Raw genomic sequence first — 15,529 nt, 5'->3', positions numbered from 1 at the left:
TGGATCACGGCCCTGGTGGCTGACAGAGGCGGTCTGCAACCGCCGCCAGCACATTCCGGTTCCAACCCATGCCAATATGGCTGCTGTCTACTTCGATGTCATGGACGAGGCTGGTGCGCTTGCCGTGGCGGCAGGTTTGCCAGGCCACCACACCGTCGGACCGGCTGTAGATCGCGGTGGTGCGCATGGGGGGCGGGGTGCGCAGGCGGTGACTCAAGGCCGTATCGATCGCCGCAGGGCTGCCGCTGAGCAAACGGTAGAGCCAGCCCACATGGGTGTGGTCGGCCTTCGCATTGAACGGGGTGCCCAGGGTGATCACCTGCCGCACGCGCGGCGCCATCAGCTTGCCGATTTCACGTGCATACAGACCGCCCAAGCTCCAGCCGATGAGTGTGGCTTGTTGGGTATGGCCTGCCAGCAAATCCGCGACCTGCGACTTCAACGTGTGCAGCCAGGCGTCAAGATCACCCTTGGGGCCGGTGTTGAACCCTTGGCCCCAGTCGAATGCGTCGTAGCCCAGTGCGCGGCAGTGTGCGCGCAATGGGGCGACGGATCTTCCGTCCGCGCCCAAACCCGGAAAAATCACGACCGGATGCCCGTCGCCGGGACTCCCCGCGTCTGACTTGCCAAGTTTGTGCAGGGCAAATTCCATCGCCGCGCGGAACGGCTCTGCGCCCAACAGTGCAAGTGGCGGGCTGTGAACGGAATGGGTAGCAGGGTGTTTCATGAGGTTCCGGGTGCTTAGATGAAGGGCGGGTCCGTCTCTCGCTCGGGATGGCGATGGCGTGCGATTCCGGCAACAAAGGCTTTGGTGGTCGCTGAAGAAGCGGCGCCAGCAAGGACACCCGGTGAATCGAGGGGAACGCCCGCGGCGGCCAGCAGGCTTCGGGACGCGCCCACGGCCAGGATGGTCTTGCAGTGGCGAAACTGATCCTTGATGAACTCCATCGTGTGGCCGTCTTTTTCCAGTTCGGCTACGGCGGCTTCGCCGTCCGCCAGGGCCAGCGCATCGAAGAGGAACCCCGGTTCGTTCTCCAGGGATGCAGCCGCCTGGATGGTGCTGTTGTCGGTGGTTTGGATGGTGCCGATGCGTGGTGCGACAAAGCGGGGAACGGCGCCTTCTGCCAACAAGGCGTGGTGCAACTCCAAAGCGCTTCGTCCCACCACCCCGTGGGCGACCAATATCGCCACCTTGCGTGCCTTGATGCTTCCATCGCCCGGCCGCGCTGTCAGCGAGAGGCGTTCGGACTTGGTGAGCTCGGGTTTCGGTGGCTTTGCCAGCGCACGTGGCATGGGGTCGGGCAGGGTGTCCATGCCCAGCCCTTCTGCGACCGTGGCGGCCAGCGCTTCAGATGCGTTGCGCAACGACGCCACCATGCGTTCCCGGATGGCCGGGATGGTCACCTTGCTCAACTCAAACCGGAAGGCCGCTGCAATGTGTGCCTGTTCCACGGGCGTTTGGCTGTCGTAGAACAGCGTGGCTTGCGTGTAGTGGTCGGCGAACTTCTCGGGCTTGCTCCGGACTTTGGAGTGTTCTTCTTTGGCGGCCAGGCGTTGCGGAATGGTCACAAACCCTTGGCCAGCGCCCGCCTGAAAAGGGCAGCCCCCGGCCAGTGAATTGGGTTCGTACGACACCCGGCCCCGTGCAATGGCTTGGCGGTGCATGCCATCGCGCTGGTTGTTATGCACCTGGGCCACCGGGGCGTTGATGGGGATCTCATGAAAGTTGGGCCCGCCGAGCCGACTGATTTGCGTGTCCACATACGAATGGATACGCCCGGCCAGCAGCGGGTCGTTGCTGAAATCGATGCCGGGTACCACGTGTGCGGCACAAAAGGCCACCTGCTCGGTCTCCGCGAAGAAGTTGTCAGGGTTTCGGTTCAGCACCATGCGGCCCACCGGGGTGATGGGCACCAGCTCCTCAGGGATCAGCTTGGTGGCGTCCAGGATGTCGAAGCTGAATGCCTCGGCCTGCTCTTCGGTGAACATCTGCAGGCCCAGCTCCCATTCGGGGAATACGCCAGCCTCAATGCGCTCCCACAAGTCGCGGCGGTGGTAGTCCGGGTCGGCACCAGAAATCTTGACCGCTTCATCCCACACCAGCGAATGGGTTCCGTACTTCGGGTTCCAATGGAATTTGACGAATACAGACTTTCCCTCGGCGTTTACCAAGCGAAAGGTATGGACACCGAAACCTTCCATCGTGGCGTAGCTGCGCGGGATGGCGCGGTCGCTCATGGCCCACATCAGCATGTGGGTAGATTCCGGCATCAGCGATACAAAGTCCCAAAAGGTGTCGTGTGCACTGGCTGCTTGGGGCATGGCATTGTGCGGTTCGGGCTTTACCGCGTGGACCAGGTCAGGAAACTTGATAGCGTCCTGAATGAAGAACACGGGCATGTTGTTGCCCACCAGATCCCAATTGCCTTCGTCTGTGTAGAACTTGACCGCAAACCCTCGCACATCGCGGGCGGTGTCTTTGGAGCCGCGTTCGCCCGCCACGGTGGAGAAGCGCACGAACACCGGCGTTTCCTTGCCCGAGAACTGAAACGGCGCGGCCTTGGTGTACTGGGTCAGCGGCTCATAGCACTCGAAATAGCCATGTGCCGCGGAACCCCGTGCGTGGACGATGCGTTCCGGGGTGCGCTCATGGTCAAAATGCGTGATCTTCTCGCGCAAGATGAAATCTTCCAGCAGCACCGGGCCACGCACTCCGGCCTTGAGGGAACTCTGGTTGTCTGCGATGGGGACGCCCTGGTTGGTGGTCAGCACCTGATCGCTGGAATCCACCCGCACACGGTCCAGGGTTTCAATGGTCGCGTTGAGACCAGGTGACGCAAAACTGCCGGTCTTTTCTGTGCCCAGGTCTTCAGTCAAGGTGCTGGCGGTGGGCAGTCTGGATTCCGGTGTGACGGTTTGGCCTGGGGGAGGATGAGCTCCCTGCGCGGCACCGTGCTCCAACGCCTTGTTGGCGTTGAAGGGCATTCCTGCGGCCAGGGCCTCGGTCTGGTCGGCCTGTGCGACGGCGAGGTCCTGTTCCGTGACAGGTTTTGCGGGCGAATTACTGTTCATGGTGTGGACCCTCTTCCCTGGCTTCACACTGCATTGCGAACGCGATTCCACGCATCACGTGTCGCGTGGCGTGCGCGCTCCCAGCTCAGGGAAGACCCGCCACGGACCGATTCCCAGTTCTCCGACAAATCCAACTCCACGTCATCGAAGTTCTGCTCGTCGAATTCGGCGGCCGAATCAACGCCGTATTCGTAGGCGGGCGAGTAGTCATCGAATGTGGCGTCCTTTTCGACATAAGGCCGGGTGGCGTAGTTCTCACGCCAGTACGCGCTTTCGACGGTGGGATCAATTTCCTCGGCAGCAGCTTTACCCGCCAGGCCACCGACGACAGCGCCCGCGGCGGTGCCAATCACGGTTCCTACCGGGCCCGCCACACTTCCTACCGCAGCACCTGCTGCGGCGCCACCGACGATGGCGCCCACACCGGTTCCCACAGGGTGTGCACCGGGCTCACCTGTGATCGGGTCGCGATTGGAGGAATCTTCAGAGGGTTGGCGTTTGTCGTTCATGGGGTTCTCCTAGAGATGGTTGAAAGGACTTCAGCATCTACTTTGGAGCCCCCAACATCTGTACGAAACCGCACAGGCGGAGTGCAGATGTACTTCAAGTTGTATCTGCGTGTGTGGGGCAACGTACTGAGAGAGTGCAGCTTTGGAAAGAAAAAAGGGCTTGCCGAAGCAAGCCCTTGCGAACGCTCATAGAGCAGCTACTTAGCTGTTCTTGTGGCTTTGCTGCTGTTCATGTGTGCCGCCCCGGGTGCTACCGGGCGATTGCTGCTTGGACGAACCTTTACCTGCATTGCTTGTGGACATATGAGTTTTCCTTGGGAGAGTGAAGCCGCTCAACGTGTTGAACGGAGCGCATTGCGGACCTGGGAAAGTCTGCAATCTTTGGAGCAGATGGTTATCTGCAAAGCTGATGTTGGGGAGGTCGCGCGACTCTACGCAGCCATTTGTAGGTTCAACTCTTCCTTGCGCGCGAGAATGCGCGCGCCAAGATCTTCCATGTCGAGCTCGCTGTCTTTTGCCTTAGGGAACATTTCGTTCTGTTCTTCCTTGACGTGGTGTTTGACGTATTCCGACAGCACTGTGATCTTGGCATCGAACATTTCACCGTCGGGTTCTTGTCCCTCGACTTGGGAGATCAAGTCTTTCAGCGATGCATGTTCAACGGTTGCTTCTGGCACCAGCTCTTTGTCGCGCAACGCCGCCTTCACGGCGGGATAAAAAATTTCTTCCTCCACCTGGGCATGCACGCTGAGTTCCGTGCAAATTTGCGTGACCAGTTCTTTCTTCTTCGACGTTGAATGGGTTTTTTCGTATTCGGAGAACAGTTCACTGACCAGCTTGTGGTCTGCGCGCAGGATTGCAATCGCGTCCTGTGTTTTTGCTACTTTCCCGGCGCTGGAGGCCTTGGTGATGGGGGTGGGAGCGCTTTTGGATGTTGCCATGTTGATTCCTTGGTTGATCAGGTTTCAAGATAGTTCAGCCATGGGGCGTGCACTGTGCGAAACATTACATAGGCGTGCAATGACGTCATAGACTTGTTACTGGGCGTAAAACGCCATCGGCTGGCGCTTCACTTTTTTAGGCATTCACCAAGTCTGTGTGATACCGTGAGATCGGCCTGCAACTTCAAAAAGGAACAGCGATGCTAGATCTTGATGCACTCATCAACACTGGAGTTCGCGCAAGTGGACAAATGGACAAGTTGTCCCGCGAGTTCGAAGAGTTTGCCGTGCGTGCGCACGAGGTGTTGACCGGCAAAGCTTTTGAGATTCGCGATATTGAAGTGAAATTGGACCTGGAGCCAGGTCGGTTCAGCGCGCGATTACGCCATGGCCCCATCGTGCAGTTCGTGTTTTCAGCGCGCTTCGACACACAGGGTGCGACCAGGGGCTACGTCAACGCCTACGTGAAGAACGATTATTCAGCGGAGCCGTTCAAGCACTTAGGGGAGTTTTCCTTCAATGCCAATGGTGAGATGGAGGACCGTGACAAAGAAGGCGATCTGCTGGAAATTGGCAGTGGCAGCCACGCTGCGGGGCTGGTCCTTCGGTACCTGATCGCAAGCCTCCAACCCTGACCCCGCTGCTTGCATCGATGGGGCGAGACTCCTATTTGGAGTGAAGCCGGAAGAAGCTGAACATAGCCTCTGACGCACTGGGCCCCTGCGGGTCTGTGAACGATCCGCTGGCGTTTCCTCCCGCCCAGGCGTGGGGTGCGGCCGTCACATTCCAGCTCTCCACCATGCATTTGCCGTTGGCGTCGGTCCAGCGTTCCCGGGTGGCTTTGCGGCCAGCACCGGGGTTGGTGCCTTCAGTGTTCTTTTGCAAAACAGTGCCCCGTGCGGAAAAGGCATCCAGCTCGGCCCTGACGATGGCCTGCGCGTTGGCAGGCGCCACAGTTTTGTCGCCTGACCCCTGAAACACGATGGTGGGCAAGGCAATGGGACGTTTGGGCCCAGAGCCCGGCCCCTTGCGCATGGCGCTAAATGCGGAGGCAACATCATGGGCCGCGGCTGGCGCAAGACCCGAATGCACGCCCACTGCGGCGAAGATCTCTGGATAGAGCTGCCCCACCAGGGCGGCCATGGACCCGCCTGCCGACAGCCCGGCAATGTAGACGCGCGACGAGTCTCCCGCATGGTCTGCCACCAGCTTGGTAACCAGCGCGGCGATCATGGCGGGCTCGCCTTGGGCCCGCTGCTGGTGTTGCGGTTCAAACCAATTCCAACACCCCATGCTGTTGGCTTGGCGAATCTGCTCCGGATACACCACGATGAATTTCTCGCGCTCCGCAATGGCGTTCATGGCGGTGCCGCGGGCAAAATCGTCGGCGTTTTGCTTGCAGCCATGCAGCATGACAACGACGGGTAGCAGGGACTCCACGCTGGTCCTGCTGGGAATGAACAGTCGGTAGTTGTAACTTTGGGCGCCAGCCTGGAACGCGTGCAGCGTGAAGGATGCCGGGGCCGTTGCTGCGGGGTCTACGGTAGGGGCTCGGATGGGCGCAGCAACGTCAGGTTCTTCCCGGAATTCAATATCCACCGCCTCAGCTTTGTGCGCGCGCCAATTGGGGACGGGTTGGGCCATCGGGGCTGCCTGCGTGGCGAAGCCCGCGTTGTTTCCGGCATAAGCGCTGGACTGTGCTGGGTCCGGCGCAGAGGGCGTCTCTATCCCCAGCCCGCTTTGAATCAGTCTGGTGGCTTCCATGAGTCGGCCTTGAAGGGTCAGTTCCTTGGCTTGTGCCAGTGAATCTGTAAATGAGCGCATGGGGTATGCCTTCCATAAGTACTTGTTGCACCGCAGCATATGGAGCGCTCGAGAGCTAAACGCAAGCCTGGATATGTATTTATTTGCAGCCTGACAGTTGGTCCAGCGGCGCGTGCAGCCGGGTTTCTTTCGTCATAATGCCGCCTCGTTTGCCGATTTCGATGGAGCCGTAACGTTCCTTGAAGCATTCGGGCAACGGCCGGTCTCCGGCCACGGATAACCACAGCCGCAGCAGGTGTCGCTTCTTGCCTGGATCTTGCCAATCGACAAATCCGGTGCGGTCATGTAGCTGCGAATGGTTGTAGACAAACTGCATGTCACCGGGCTGCAACTGCATGCCGAAATGCAGGTCGGGGTCATTGGCCAAGGCATCGAACAGATCCAGCGCCTGCACGTGCGCGGGTGTCAAGCGCATGGCACCCTCGAATCGCTGCGCGCTGTCGATGTACTGGCGTTGGTAGAACACGGTCAGGCGGCCCTCATGCCAACTAAGTGGCGGTATCTCCATCCATGGCTTGGCGCCTTCAGGTACTTCGCCCCTGCGGTCGGTGGCGATGGGGTCAAACAGTTTTTCCAGCAAATCGGGGCGCAGCGCGCGCATGCGGTTGTAGATCGTCTCTGCGCTCACCAGCAAGGAGCGTCCGCCTTCCTTTGCTTCGCGGATGCACAACAGGCCCACCACGTCAGCGCTGTCGGTGTGGAAGGTCTGACGCTCGGCCGTTTGGTAAATCCGTGTGTTCGGGTCTTGGGACGATGCGCCCAGGTCGCGTACATGCCCGAGGATGTGGCCCGCTGCATTCTGCGAGCGTGCACTGCCCAGATGGGCGCCTATGCCGCAGAAGACAGCGGCGGCAAATTCCTGGCTGTAGCCCTCAACAGGCAAGCCGCGCAGCACTTCGATGCCATTGCCATGCAACAGCTTATGCTGCAGCGCTTTCAAGTGGCCGGCGAATGAGGACAGAGGGAAATCGGCGGCCACAATCTCACCGATGTCGCGGCCTAGCGACAGGTATTGCCGTGCCGCGTTTTCCAGATCCGCAATATCTTCGGTTGATAGGCGGTACAGCCAGCTGCGTTCATCCTTCGCCATGGTAGGGCCGACCCATGCCGAAGGGCCGGTGATTCGGTGGGGCAGTCGTGATAGGTCCATGCGTTGATTATCGGCAGACTTTCAAATGCAACCCCTCAGACCGTGCCATCGTTTGGTGGCGATGCCCAGCAATTGCGGGTTTGCCGAGCGGTGAATTTTGGGCATACTTCCGCTGTCTGACCGCCAGCTGGCATGCACCCAGTGATCCAAGAGTCAGCGTATGTTGGATAGGTTGCCCACAATGCCCACAGCACCCCGATCGGAAGAAACGGTCACCGGCTCTTTGGTCACACGATTGTGTGGCTATCTCACCCTTGCCCTGGGTATTGAACTGATCATCGGCTGGTTGCTGAACAACCCCGGGATGGTAAAGATTGTTCCCGCCTCCAATTCGGTCAGCTTCAACTCGGCCATCGCATTTGTGCTGGCTGGAATCGCCCTGATCCTGCCTGCCGGCCCGTACCGCATTCCATTGCGCAAGGCCATCTCCATCATCCTCATCGTTGGTGCGAGCCTCATTCTGTACGAAGATATTTTTGACGTGGCGCTGGGTCTGGACTGGGAGTCACTGCACAGGGCGATTCAGGACGGAAGCCCGCGGCCGGGCAGGGTTGCACCCAATACCTGCCTTGCGCTGATCCTTCTCGGTGTGGCGCTGTTTCTGAGTTGCAAGCCCGATGCGCCGGTGCGCAAATGGCTGGTGCCCCTGTGCAGCAGCCTGCAGCTGGTGTTGGTGGTCACCGGCATCACTGGGCTGATGTTGGACCCCACGCTGCTGTACGGCTGGTACAAGTTCAACCGCATGGCGGCCCCCACGGCCTTTGGCCTGGGCCTGCTGACATTGGGTGTGTATTACGAGTACCGCGAGTTTGCAAACCTGAAGACCTACTCGGCGGGCCAGCAGCAAAAGAACATTCTGTTGACCGGCACGCTGATTTTGTTGGCCATGGGCATGGCTGGGGCATTGAACACTGCCATCATCTTTGCCAACTACCAGCAAGAGGCCATACGTGAGAAGCTGAGGTCTGAGCTGGAGGGGCAGGGCCGGCTTGCCGGCGTCATCATTGCGCAGTCCGTGGCCGAAACGGGCACGCTGAACGCGCGCCCCCTGCTGACGATCTTGATCCGCAAAGTGGCGCAGCAGCGCAATCCTGCCGATGTGGCGCAATTGCATTTCGCCGTGGAGCGCTTGCTGCAACAAGGATTTTCGAGCATATCCCTGCGTTGGGCGGATGGCGCGCCCACGGTAGACGTGGGGCATATCACCAACCCCATTGAAATGAGCATTCCGCTTCGCCAGCCCGCGGGCGGTGAGCTGATGTGGCGTTCGCAGGGGTTTTTCTTCCGCGCATCCTCCGAAATCACGTCGGACTCCGGCAAGGTCATCGCCTATGTGACGACCGAGCGGGAGCTGCCTGCATTGACCAAGGTGTACGTGCCCGACACCTACAGCAACGACAGTGCCGAGGCCACCATCTGCGGAAAGCTGGCGGGCAACATCGCTTGCTTCCCATCGAAATTCCATCCCGCCCCTTGGGCCCTGCCGCCCTTGGGAAACCGCCCCCGCCTGCCGGTGGACGATGCGATAGACGGCCAATCCGGGGTTCGCAATGCGTCGGATTCCCGCGGTGTGATCTCGTTGCACGCCTATGCCCAGCTGGGCAACACGGGCCTGGTGGCGCTGTCCAAAGTGAATACGGCCGATGTGTACCAGCCCATTAACAACTTGATTTGGCGCTCCATCGTCGTGCTGGTTATTTCTTTGGCGATCGGCATCATATTGCTGAGAAAGACGGTGGGGCCGCTGATCAAGGCGATCTCGCAATCCGAGGTCCGTGCGGTCAGCAGTGAGCGGCGCTTGCAAGCCATTACCGACAACGTGCCCGCGTTGATCGGGTTTATCGACAAGGATCTGCATTACCGCTTCATGAACGCGACCTACGAGCGCTGGTTTAGTCGGCCATTGGCGGACCTGCTGGGCAAGACGCCACGGGACCTGCTGGGCGATGCGCGCTATGAGGTCGCGTTGCCACGCATCCAAAAAGCCTTGGCCGGCGAGACCGTGCAGTTCACCCACGAAACCCCAGCGCCACGCGGAAACTACCCGCAGTTTGTCACCGTCTCTTACATCCCCGATCGGGCAGAAGACGGCAGTGTGGTGGGTTTCAACGTGCTGGCTTTTGACACGACCGAGCAGCACGAACACCAACGGGCGCTGTCGTACCTGGCGCACCACGACAGCCTGACTGAGCTACCCAACCGCCGCCTCTTCGACGACCGCATTGCACAGGCGCTGACCCGCGGCCAGCGGACCAAGGAATCGGTGGGCCTCCTCTACCTGGATATCGACCACTTCAAGCAGATCAATGACTCCCGGGGCCACGACTGCGGGGATCTACTGCTGCGTGCCGTGGCCGACCGCTTAACCCGCGCCGTGCGTGACAGCGACACCGTGGCGCGCATGGGCGGTGACGAGTTTGTGGTGCTCATGGAAGGGCTGCGCAGCACCGACGATGCTCTGGCAGTGGCTACCAAAATACTCGCGGCCATTCGCGTGCCGTTTGACTTGGATGGCACTACGCTGCGCGTGACCACCAGTATCGGCCTTGCGTATTCCACAGGGCCGGACGACAGCCCCGGTTTGCTGGTGCAGCGCAGCGATGCGGCACTGTATGCAGCCAAGATCGCGGGGCGGGACCGCGTGGCAGTCTTCGGCGATACCTTGCCTGAGAAAGCGCCGGGCTGAGCGCTGGATGCCTTGCGCGGCACAATAGTGCAGTTAAAAGCTGCGAAGGATGGCGTATGGCTGAGAGCGACAAAGTGTTCGCGGGCTCGATCCCGAAGTTCTACGACACGCTGATGGTCCCCCTGATCTTCGAGGCCTATGCTGTCGACACGGCGCAGCGTGTCGCAGCGTTGTCACCCGGCGCGGTGCTGGAGACGGCGGCGGGCAGCGGTGTGGTCACGCGCTTGCTTGCACCCAAACTGAAGCCCGATGCGCGCTATGTGGTGACCGACCTCAATCAACCCATGCTCGACTACGCAGCCGTCCGGCAGGGGGCGGACAGCCGCATCACCTGGCGACAGGCGGACGCGCTCAGCCTGCCGTTCGAAGATGCCACGTTCGACGTGGTGTGCTGCCAATTCGGTGCCATGTTCTTTCCCAATCGGGTTATCGGTTACACCGAGGCGCGTCGCGTGTTGCGGCCAGGTGGACGCTTTGTCTTCAGTGTCTGGGACCGCATTGAGGAAAACGCCTTTGCCGATGACGTCACCAACGCCGTTGCTGCGGTCTTTCCAAACGACCCGCCACGGTTCCTTGCCCGCACGCCGCACGGCTACCACGATGTCGCGGTGATCCGTGAAGAGTTGAGTCGTGCGGGGTTCACCGATATTCAAATCGAGACACGCGAGAAGCTGAGCCACGCATCGTCAGCCCGCGCTGCCGCCACCGCCTATTGCCATGGCACGCCGCTGCGCAACGAAATCGAGGCGCGCGATGCCAGCCTGCTCTCGCTGTGCACAGACCGTGCGACGGAGGCCATCGCCCGCCGTCATGGCGCAGGCCCGGTGGCTGGAAAAATTCAGGCCCATGTGATCGTGGCGGCGGGCTAGGGCGTCATGGGCATAGATACGGAAAACCAAAGCCCTGAGCTATTGCGCCGCCTGCTGCGTGCCAAAGACCGGATGGATGCCGCCTCGCATGAAGAGTGGCCGGTGCAGCGGCTGGCAGAGGTCAGCCATGTGTCCGAGGCCCACTTTGCGCGGTCGTTCAAAGAAGCCTTTGGCGTCCCGCCACACCGCTATCTACTCACTCGCCGCATCGAACGGGCCACTGCGCTATTGCGCGACAGCGACCTGGGCATTACCGAAATCGCCTTTCAGACCGGCTGGCGCAGCCTTGGCACTTTCGGGCGCATCTTCCGCGACATCACTGGCGACACACCGAGCACGGTACGCCTACGCGCGCGCGCCGCGGCCGCCGAACTGCAGAGTGTGCCTGCCTGCATCGTCAGCGCTGCACACCGGCCCGACCTCAGAACAGCAGTTTTGGAGAAGCGCCGCCGTTTGGCCAGCGATATAAAAGTGACTTCATGAACTGAAAGGGAAATCTGATGAGCCAGACGGTACAAGTGGTGGGTGTGTATGTGCGAGACCAGGACGAGGCGCTCGCGTTCTACGGCGACAAGCTGGGCTTTGAGGTACAGGCGGATGTACGCAATGGGGACTACCGCTGGCTGACCGTGAAGTCCCCGGGTCAGTCGTCATTCCAGCTCGGTCTCTTCAAGCCCGGCCCGCCGGTGCATGACCTGGCAACCGCGCAGACGCTTCAGGCCATGGTCGCCAAAGGCGCAATGCCGCCCCTCGTTCTCGAGGTGGATGACTGCCGCGCCGCCTATGACCGCATGCTGGCCCTGGGCGTGGAATTCACGCAAGAGCCCTTAGACCGTTACGGCGCCGTGGACGCGGGCTTTCGCGATCCATCGGGCAATGGCTGGAAGATGATCCAGGCCCGCAAGGCGTGAGAGGAAACCACATGAGCACTCAAGCAAACCACTGGATTCGCCAGAGCCACCGCTGGCTGTCCATCGTCTTCACGTTGACCGTCATCGCCAACTTTGCGGTCAGGGCGCAAGGTGAACCACCCGCCTGGATCACCTATTCACCGCTGCCTCCGCTTTTCTTGATGCTCGTTACAGGGCTGTATTTGTTTGCGCTGCCGTATGTTGGCAAGGGGCGGGGAGGGTAAGGTCTCGCGAGACGAATTATTGGGTGCCCGTTAATGCGAACATCGCGCCCTCGGGATCCAGTCCATTCAAGATCCAGCCACCGCCAGGCACCTCCATGGGGCCATTGATTACTTTGCCACCTGCCGTGACGATGCGCTGCGCGGCGCTCTTGATCCCGTCTACGCGAAAGTAGACCAACCACGCCGGACGCGGAAAATTAGAGTCCGTCATGGTGCCCCCAAGATTGCGGTCACCTATGTCAAACAACTGGTAAGTGCCCATGGGCCCCATGTCTACCGCACGCGACCTGCTCCAACCGAATTGAGTGCAATAGAAGTCGGTCGCCTTCGGGCCGTCGGAGGCATGCAGTTCGTGCCACGCACCGTGTCCAGCGCGGTCGGGGTCACATGCCGTACTCGCCTCGTTGCTCGCACCGCGCATCACATAGAACGGAGCACCCTGCGGGTCCGAGACCATCGCGATACGCCCGACACTGGGAATATCGAATGCCGGTATGTGCACCGCCCCACCGGCCGCGGTGATTGCCGCCACGCTCGCGTCGACATCGTCCACGCCGATGTACATCAACCAGCACGGGGTGGCACCGTTCTGGCACATGTCTTCTGTCAGTCTGAAAACGCCGCCAACCAAGCCATCCTTCGCACTGATCATGCGGTAGTCCATCGTGGATCCGGCTGGCAGAGATTCATTGATCTCCCAGCCCACCACGGCACAGTAGAAGCGTCGAGCGGCCAAAGGGTCCTTGGTCATCAATTCGTACCAGATCGGTGTACCGTGGCGGTTGCTCATCGCATTCTCCTTGGGCTTCAAGTGTTTTCGTGCCCGATCAATATACGCGCCGCCGCTGTATGTCGGCAAGCGTCCAAACGGATGTCTACAAAGGGCTTGATTAGCAGTAGCCGTCGCTGAACGCCATAAGCCGTTCGGAGTAAGCAGCTTCGCGCGGTGGCACATGGGGAGGATTTTGCGCGCCGCTGAATTCCACATACGCGCCGTTAGGCAGTGAGTGTTTGCCCAGCAGAATGCGGGCCAGCAACTGCGCAGAGACCTTCGGCGTGCTGGTGCCCTTGATTGCTTTGCTCACTACGGGGAGCACATATTTCCACACCAGATTGAGCAGCGCCCCTTGCTCGCGCGCCAGGCCCGTGCCGGCCATCAGGCCAGGGTCGTAGGAGAAATAGCGGCGCTGGCCAGGCTCGCGGGCGGCAAAGTGACGTGCTGACAGCACGTTGAGTCCCTTGGAGCTGGCATAGGCATCGCGGTTGATCTGGGCGATGTTGGGCGCGCTGGCGTACTGGCCTTGGGCCAGCACCTCGGGCGGCAGATAGTGCGCACCTGCAAAACCAAAGTTTTTGGCCATGCGGTCTTCCGGGGTGTGGGTCCCGCTGGCCGTCCAGCCAACGATGGCATCGGGCTGAAGTGCGGGCTGCAACGCACGCAGCAGTACATGGTGGGCCAGGTGGTTAACCGCAAACGTCTGCTCCAGGTTGTCGGCCGTGCGGATCAGCGAGTCAGCCGATTGCACGCCGGCATTGAACATCACCGCGTCCAGCGGCGCCTGCACCTGCGGGGCGAAGCGCCGCACGCTGTCCAGCTGTGACAGGTCCAGCAGCGGGGTGCTCAAGCTGGTGTGGGGCAGGGCAGCGCGCAACTGTTCGCCACGTTGGGGGTTACGCACCGGCAGCACCAGGTGCAGGCCGGGCTGGGTAGACAGGCGTTGTGCCAGGGCCAGGCCCAGGCCCGAACTGGCGCCGGTGATCAGAATGGTTTTGTTCATGGAAATCCTCAAGGAAAAGCAGTGAGGAATGGATAATATGAACAATAATTCAGTTTTAATATTCGCGTTCCACCATGCCGCCAAAACCCAGCTTGTCGCCAAGGAAACCGCCCGTTCAGCGGCGTTCCCAGGAGACTTTGAAGGTCATTCACGAAGGAAGTATTCAGGTTTTACTGTCGCACGGAATCCATGGCCTGACGACGACCCGCGTGGCAGAGCGGGCGGGCGTATCAGTGGGTTCGGTCTACCAGTACTACCCCAACAAACAGGCGCTGTTGGCGGCTGTGTTGCAGCAACACCTGGAAGACGTGATTGGGCAGATGGAGGCCGTTTGCAGCAGCTACAGGGCCCGCACTGCTGCCGAGATGGCACACGCCTTGGTGAATGCTTTTATCGACGCCAAGATGGCACGCTCTGACGTGTCGCAGGCGCTGTACGCGATTCCGTCTGATCAGGGGCGCGATGCAGTGACCGCCACCATGACGCAACGCGCCCAGTTGGCCATCTGCGATCTGCTGGCCAGCTGCACCGACCGGCGCTTTCAGGACCCGAGCCTGGTGAGCTTTGTGTTGACCACTTCCCTCATTGGCCCCGCCCAGGTGTTGGTGACCACGCTGCCGCCCGTGGCCCAGCGTGAGGCGATCAAGAAGCAGCTAGGGCTGATGGCGCAGAGTTATTTGGAGCGAGCGGGGGACCCGTTGTAAAACTCTGCGCATCTGCCTCACATCTGGCTCATACCGCCGTCGGCAATGATCTCAGTGCCGACAATGAAGCCAGATTCCTTGGAAACCAGATGCAACACCGTGGCGGCTATTTCTTCTGGCGTACCGAAGCGGCCCAGCGGTACCTGCGTCTGAATGCTTGCGGCCATCGCCTGCAGTTGGTCTGGCGCCAAGCCCAGCTTGCCGTACAACGGCGTGGTCACCGGGCCGGGGCTGACCACATTGACGCGCACGCCCTGCGGCAGCAGCTCGGCCGACAAGGTCTTGGCCAGCGAAATCAACGCGGCCTTGCTGGCAGCGTAGACGCTGGAATTCGGCATGCCGATATGGGCATTGATCGAGCCGTTCAGCACGATGGAGCCGCCGCGCGTCATTAGCGCAGCCAGGCGCTGGATCAGGAAGTAGGGGCCTTTGACATTGGTGTCAAAGCTGCTGTCCCACAGCGCTTCGTCGATCTGCGCCAGCGGGCCAAACTTCGCCACGCCGGCGTTGATGAACACGCCGTCAATCACGCCCATCTGCGCTTGCAGCGTTGCGACCAGCGCGGTCTGGGCTGACACATCGCCAGCTTCGCTGACCAAAGCCAGCGCGTTCGGACCCAACTCGGCCTTTACGCGGGCCAGGCCTTCGGCGTCTCGGCCCGTGATCGCCACCCGGGCGCCTTCGCGGGCAAAGGCGATAGCGGCTGCGGCGCCGATGCCACTGCTGCCACCGGTGACCAAAATATTCTTTCCTTCAAAGCGGTTCATGATGTTTCCTTCAGTTGTTTCGTTGATGATTTACGGGGCTTTCAACCCCACTGCAGGGTTGATGGATGAAGTTTCTGCCTTTAGGTGGGTCTAT

16 protein-coding genes are annotated in these 15,529 nt (G+C 60.6%); 7 read left to right on the top strand and 9 right to left on the bottom strand.

Translation table 11 applies throughout. The features are described 5' to 3' along the window. Positions 1–4: 4 nt before the first annotated feature. The 4 genes from AC097R_RS14415 to AC097R_RS14400 form a co-directional block, all read right to left on the bottom strand. Positions 5–727: an esterase/lipase family protein gene (locus AC097R_RS14415; protein ID WP_479598826.1), complete on the bottom strand. Its 723-nt coding sequence runs from the start codon at positions 725–727 to the stop codon at positions 5–7. A gap of 14 nt (positions 728–741) precedes the next feature. Continuing rightward, positions 742–3,072 carry a catalase gene (locus tag AC097R_RS14410; protein WP_479598825.1) on the bottom strand — a complete coding sequence of 777 codons (2,331 nt, stop codon included), beginning with the start codon at positions 3,070–3,072 and terminating at the stop codon, positions 742–744. 23 nt (positions 3,073–3,095) lie between these two features. After that, positions 3,096–3,581, bottom strand: coding sequence for a hypothetical protein (locus AC097R_RS14405; RefSeq protein WP_479598824.1), 486 nt, complete (start codon positions 3,579–3,581; stop codon positions 3,096–3,098). Between the two features lie 431 nt (positions 3,582–4,012). Next, positions 4,013–4,522, bottom strand: a complete 510-nt coding sequence (locus AC097R_RS14400; protein WP_479598823.1) for a hemerythrin domain-containing protein — start codon at positions 4,520–4,522, stop codon at positions 4,013–4,015. Positions 4,523–4,722: 200 nt separating this feature from the next. On the opposite strand from AC097R_RS14400, the gene AC097R_RS14395 reads away from it, so the two are divergent. Next, positions 4,723–5,157 (top strand): hypothetical protein, encoded by a 435-nt coding sequence (locus AC097R_RS14395; protein WP_479598822.1) that lies wholly within the window; start codon positions 4,723–4,725, stop codon positions 5,155–5,157. A 31-nt stretch (positions 5,158–5,188) separates the two neighbouring features. Here the strand turns inward: AC097R_RS14395 and AC097R_RS14390 are convergent, their stop codons facing one another. Both AC097R_RS14390 and AC097R_RS14385 read right to left on the bottom strand, forming a co-directional pair. After that, a complete protein-coding gene (locus AC097R_RS14390; RefSeq protein ID WP_479598821.1) occupies positions 5,189–6,346 on the bottom strand; it encodes an extracellular catalytic domain type 1 short-chain-length polyhydroxyalkanoate depolymerase in 1,158 nt (385 codons plus the stop codon). A gap of 79 nt (positions 6,347–6,425) precedes the next feature. Beyond that, on the bottom strand, positions 6,426–7,496 hold the full coding sequence (locus AC097R_RS14385) for a TauD/TfdA family dioxygenase (protein WP_479598820.1): 1,071 nt from the start codon (positions 7,494–7,496) through the stop codon (positions 6,426–6,428). A gap of 181 nt (positions 7,497–7,677) precedes the next feature. Between AC097R_RS14385 and AC097R_RS14380 the strand changes: the two genes are divergently transcribed. Genes AC097R_RS14380 through AC097R_RS14360 form a run of 5 tightly spaced genes read left to right on the top strand, consistent with a single transcriptional unit; the run spans position 7,678 to position 12,186 of the window. Beyond that, positions 7,678–10,182 (top strand): diguanylate cyclase domain-containing protein, encoded by a 2,505-nt coding sequence (locus tag AC097R_RS14380; protein WP_479598819.1) that lies wholly within the window; start codon positions 7,678–7,680, stop codon positions 10,180–10,182. A 56-nt stretch (positions 10,183–10,238) separates the two neighbouring features. Further along, positions 10,239–11,051: a class I SAM-dependent methyltransferase gene (locus AC097R_RS14375; protein WP_479598818.1), complete on the top strand. Its 813-nt coding sequence runs from the start codon at positions 10,239–10,241 to the stop codon at positions 11,049–11,051. A gap of 6 nt (positions 11,052–11,057) precedes the next feature. After that, the gene (locus tag AC097R_RS14370; protein ID WP_479598817.1) at positions 11,058–11,534 is read left to right on the top strand and encodes a helix-turn-helix domain-containing protein; all 477 of its coding nucleotides are present in this window, start codon (positions 11,058–11,060) and stop codon (positions 11,532–11,534) included. A 17-nt stretch (positions 11,535–11,551) separates the two neighbouring features. After that, complete coding sequence (locus tag AC097R_RS14365) at positions 11,552–11,962, top strand: VOC family protein (RefSeq protein WP_479598816.1); 411 nt, start codon at positions 11,552–11,554, stop codon at positions 11,960–11,962. A gap of 11 nt (positions 11,963–11,973) precedes the next feature. Further along, the gene (locus tag AC097R_RS14360; protein WP_479598815.1) at positions 11,974–12,186 is read left to right on the top strand and encodes a hypothetical protein; all 213 of its coding nucleotides are present in this window, start codon (positions 11,974–11,976) and stop codon (positions 12,184–12,186) included. Between the two features lie 16 nt (positions 12,187–12,202). On the opposite strand, the gene AC097R_RS14355 is transcribed toward AC097R_RS14360, so the two are convergent. Both AC097R_RS14355 and AC097R_RS14350 read right to left on the bottom strand, forming a co-directional pair. Beyond that, the gene (locus tag AC097R_RS14355) at positions 12,203–12,976 is read right to left on the bottom strand and encodes a VOC family protein (RefSeq protein ID WP_479598814.1); all 774 of its coding nucleotides are present in this window, start codon (positions 12,974–12,976) and stop codon (positions 12,203–12,205) included. A gap of 100 nt (positions 12,977–13,076) precedes the next feature. Then, a complete protein-coding gene (locus AC097R_RS14350; protein WP_479598813.1) occupies positions 13,077–13,964 on the bottom strand; it encodes an SDR family NAD(P)-dependent oxidoreductase in 888 nt (295 codons plus the stop codon). 137 nt (positions 13,965–14,101) lie between these two features. On the opposite strand from AC097R_RS14350, the gene AC097R_RS14345 reads away from it, so the two are divergent. Continuing rightward, positions 14,102–14,668 (top strand): TetR/AcrR family transcriptional regulator, encoded by a 567-nt coding sequence (locus AC097R_RS14345; protein WP_479598812.1) that lies wholly within the window; start codon positions 14,102–14,104, stop codon positions 14,666–14,668. Positions 14,669–14,685: 17 nt separating this feature from the next. Here the strand turns inward: AC097R_RS14345 and AC097R_RS14340 are convergent, their stop codons facing one another. Then, on the bottom strand, positions 14,686–15,435 hold the full coding sequence (locus AC097R_RS14340) for an SDR family oxidoreductase (protein WP_479598811.1): 750 nt from the start codon (positions 15,433–15,435) through the stop codon (positions 14,686–14,688). Between the last annotated feature and the right edge of the window lie 94 nt (positions 15,436–15,529).

The sequence above is a fragment of the Rhodoferax sp. ZS1R25 genome (assembly GCF_056521335.1).
This window is presented reverse-complemented; position numbering and strand designations above follow the sequence as displayed.

Excerpts from the sequence above, each read along its gene's own strand:
- AC097R_RS14350 (WP_479598813.1), bottom strand. The coding sequence starts at position 13,964 with ATGAACAAAACCATTCTGATCACCGGCGCCAGTTCGGGCCTGGGCCTG.
- AC097R_RS14355 (WP_479598814.1), bottom strand. The coding sequence starts at position 12,976 with ATGAGCAACCGCCACGGTACACCGATCTGGTACGAATTGATGACCAAG.
- AC097R_RS14400 (WP_479598823.1), bottom strand. The coding sequence starts at position 4,522 with ATGGCAACATCCAAAAGCGCTCCCACCCCCATCACCAAGGCCTCCAGC.
- AC097R_RS14390 (WP_479598821.1), bottom strand. The coding sequence starts at position 6,346 with ATGCGCTCATTTACAGATTCACTGGCACAAGCCAAGGAACTGACCCTT.
- AC097R_RS14340 (WP_479598811.1), bottom strand. The coding sequence starts at position 15,435 with ATGAACCGCTTTGAAGGAAAGAATATTTTGGTCACCGGTGGCAGCAGT.
- AC097R_RS14375 (WP_479598818.1), top strand. The coding sequence starts at position 10,239 with ATGGCTGAGAGCGACAAAGTGTTCGCGGGCTCGATCCCGAAGTTCTAC.
- AC097R_RS14395 (WP_479598822.1), top strand. The coding sequence starts at position 4,723 with ATGCTAGATCTTGATGCACTCATCAACACTGGAGTTCGCGCAAGTGGA.
- AC097R_RS14360 (WP_479598815.1), top strand. The coding sequence starts at position 11,974 with ATGAGCACTCAAGCAAACCACTGGATTCGCCAGAGCCACCGCTGGCTG.
- AC097R_RS14405 (WP_479598824.1), bottom strand. The coding sequence starts at position 3,581 with ATGAACGACAAACGCCAACCCTCTGAAGATTCCTCCAATCGCGACCCG.
- AC097R_RS14365 (WP_479598816.1), top strand. The coding sequence starts at position 11,552 with ATGAGCCAGACGGTACAAGTGGTGGGTGTGTATGTGCGAGACCAGGAC.
- AC097R_RS14415 (WP_479598826.1), bottom strand. The coding sequence starts at position 727 with ATGAAACACCCTGCTACCCATTCCGTTCACAGCCCGCCACTTGCACTG.
- AC097R_RS14370 (WP_479598817.1), top strand. The coding sequence starts at position 11,058 with ATGGGCATAGATACGGAAAACCAAAGCCCTGAGCTATTGCGCCGCCTG.
- AC097R_RS14385 (WP_479598820.1), bottom strand. The coding sequence starts at position 7,496 with ATGGACCTATCACGACTGCCCCACCGAATCACCGGCCCTTCGGCATGG.
- AC097R_RS14380 (WP_479598819.1), top strand. The coding sequence starts at position 7,678 with ATGCCCACAGCACCCCGATCGGAAGAAACGGTCACCGGCTCTTTGGTC.
- AC097R_RS14410 (WP_479598825.1), bottom strand. The coding sequence starts at position 3,072 with ATGAACAGTAATTCGCCCGCAAAACCTGTCACGGAACAGGACCTCGCC.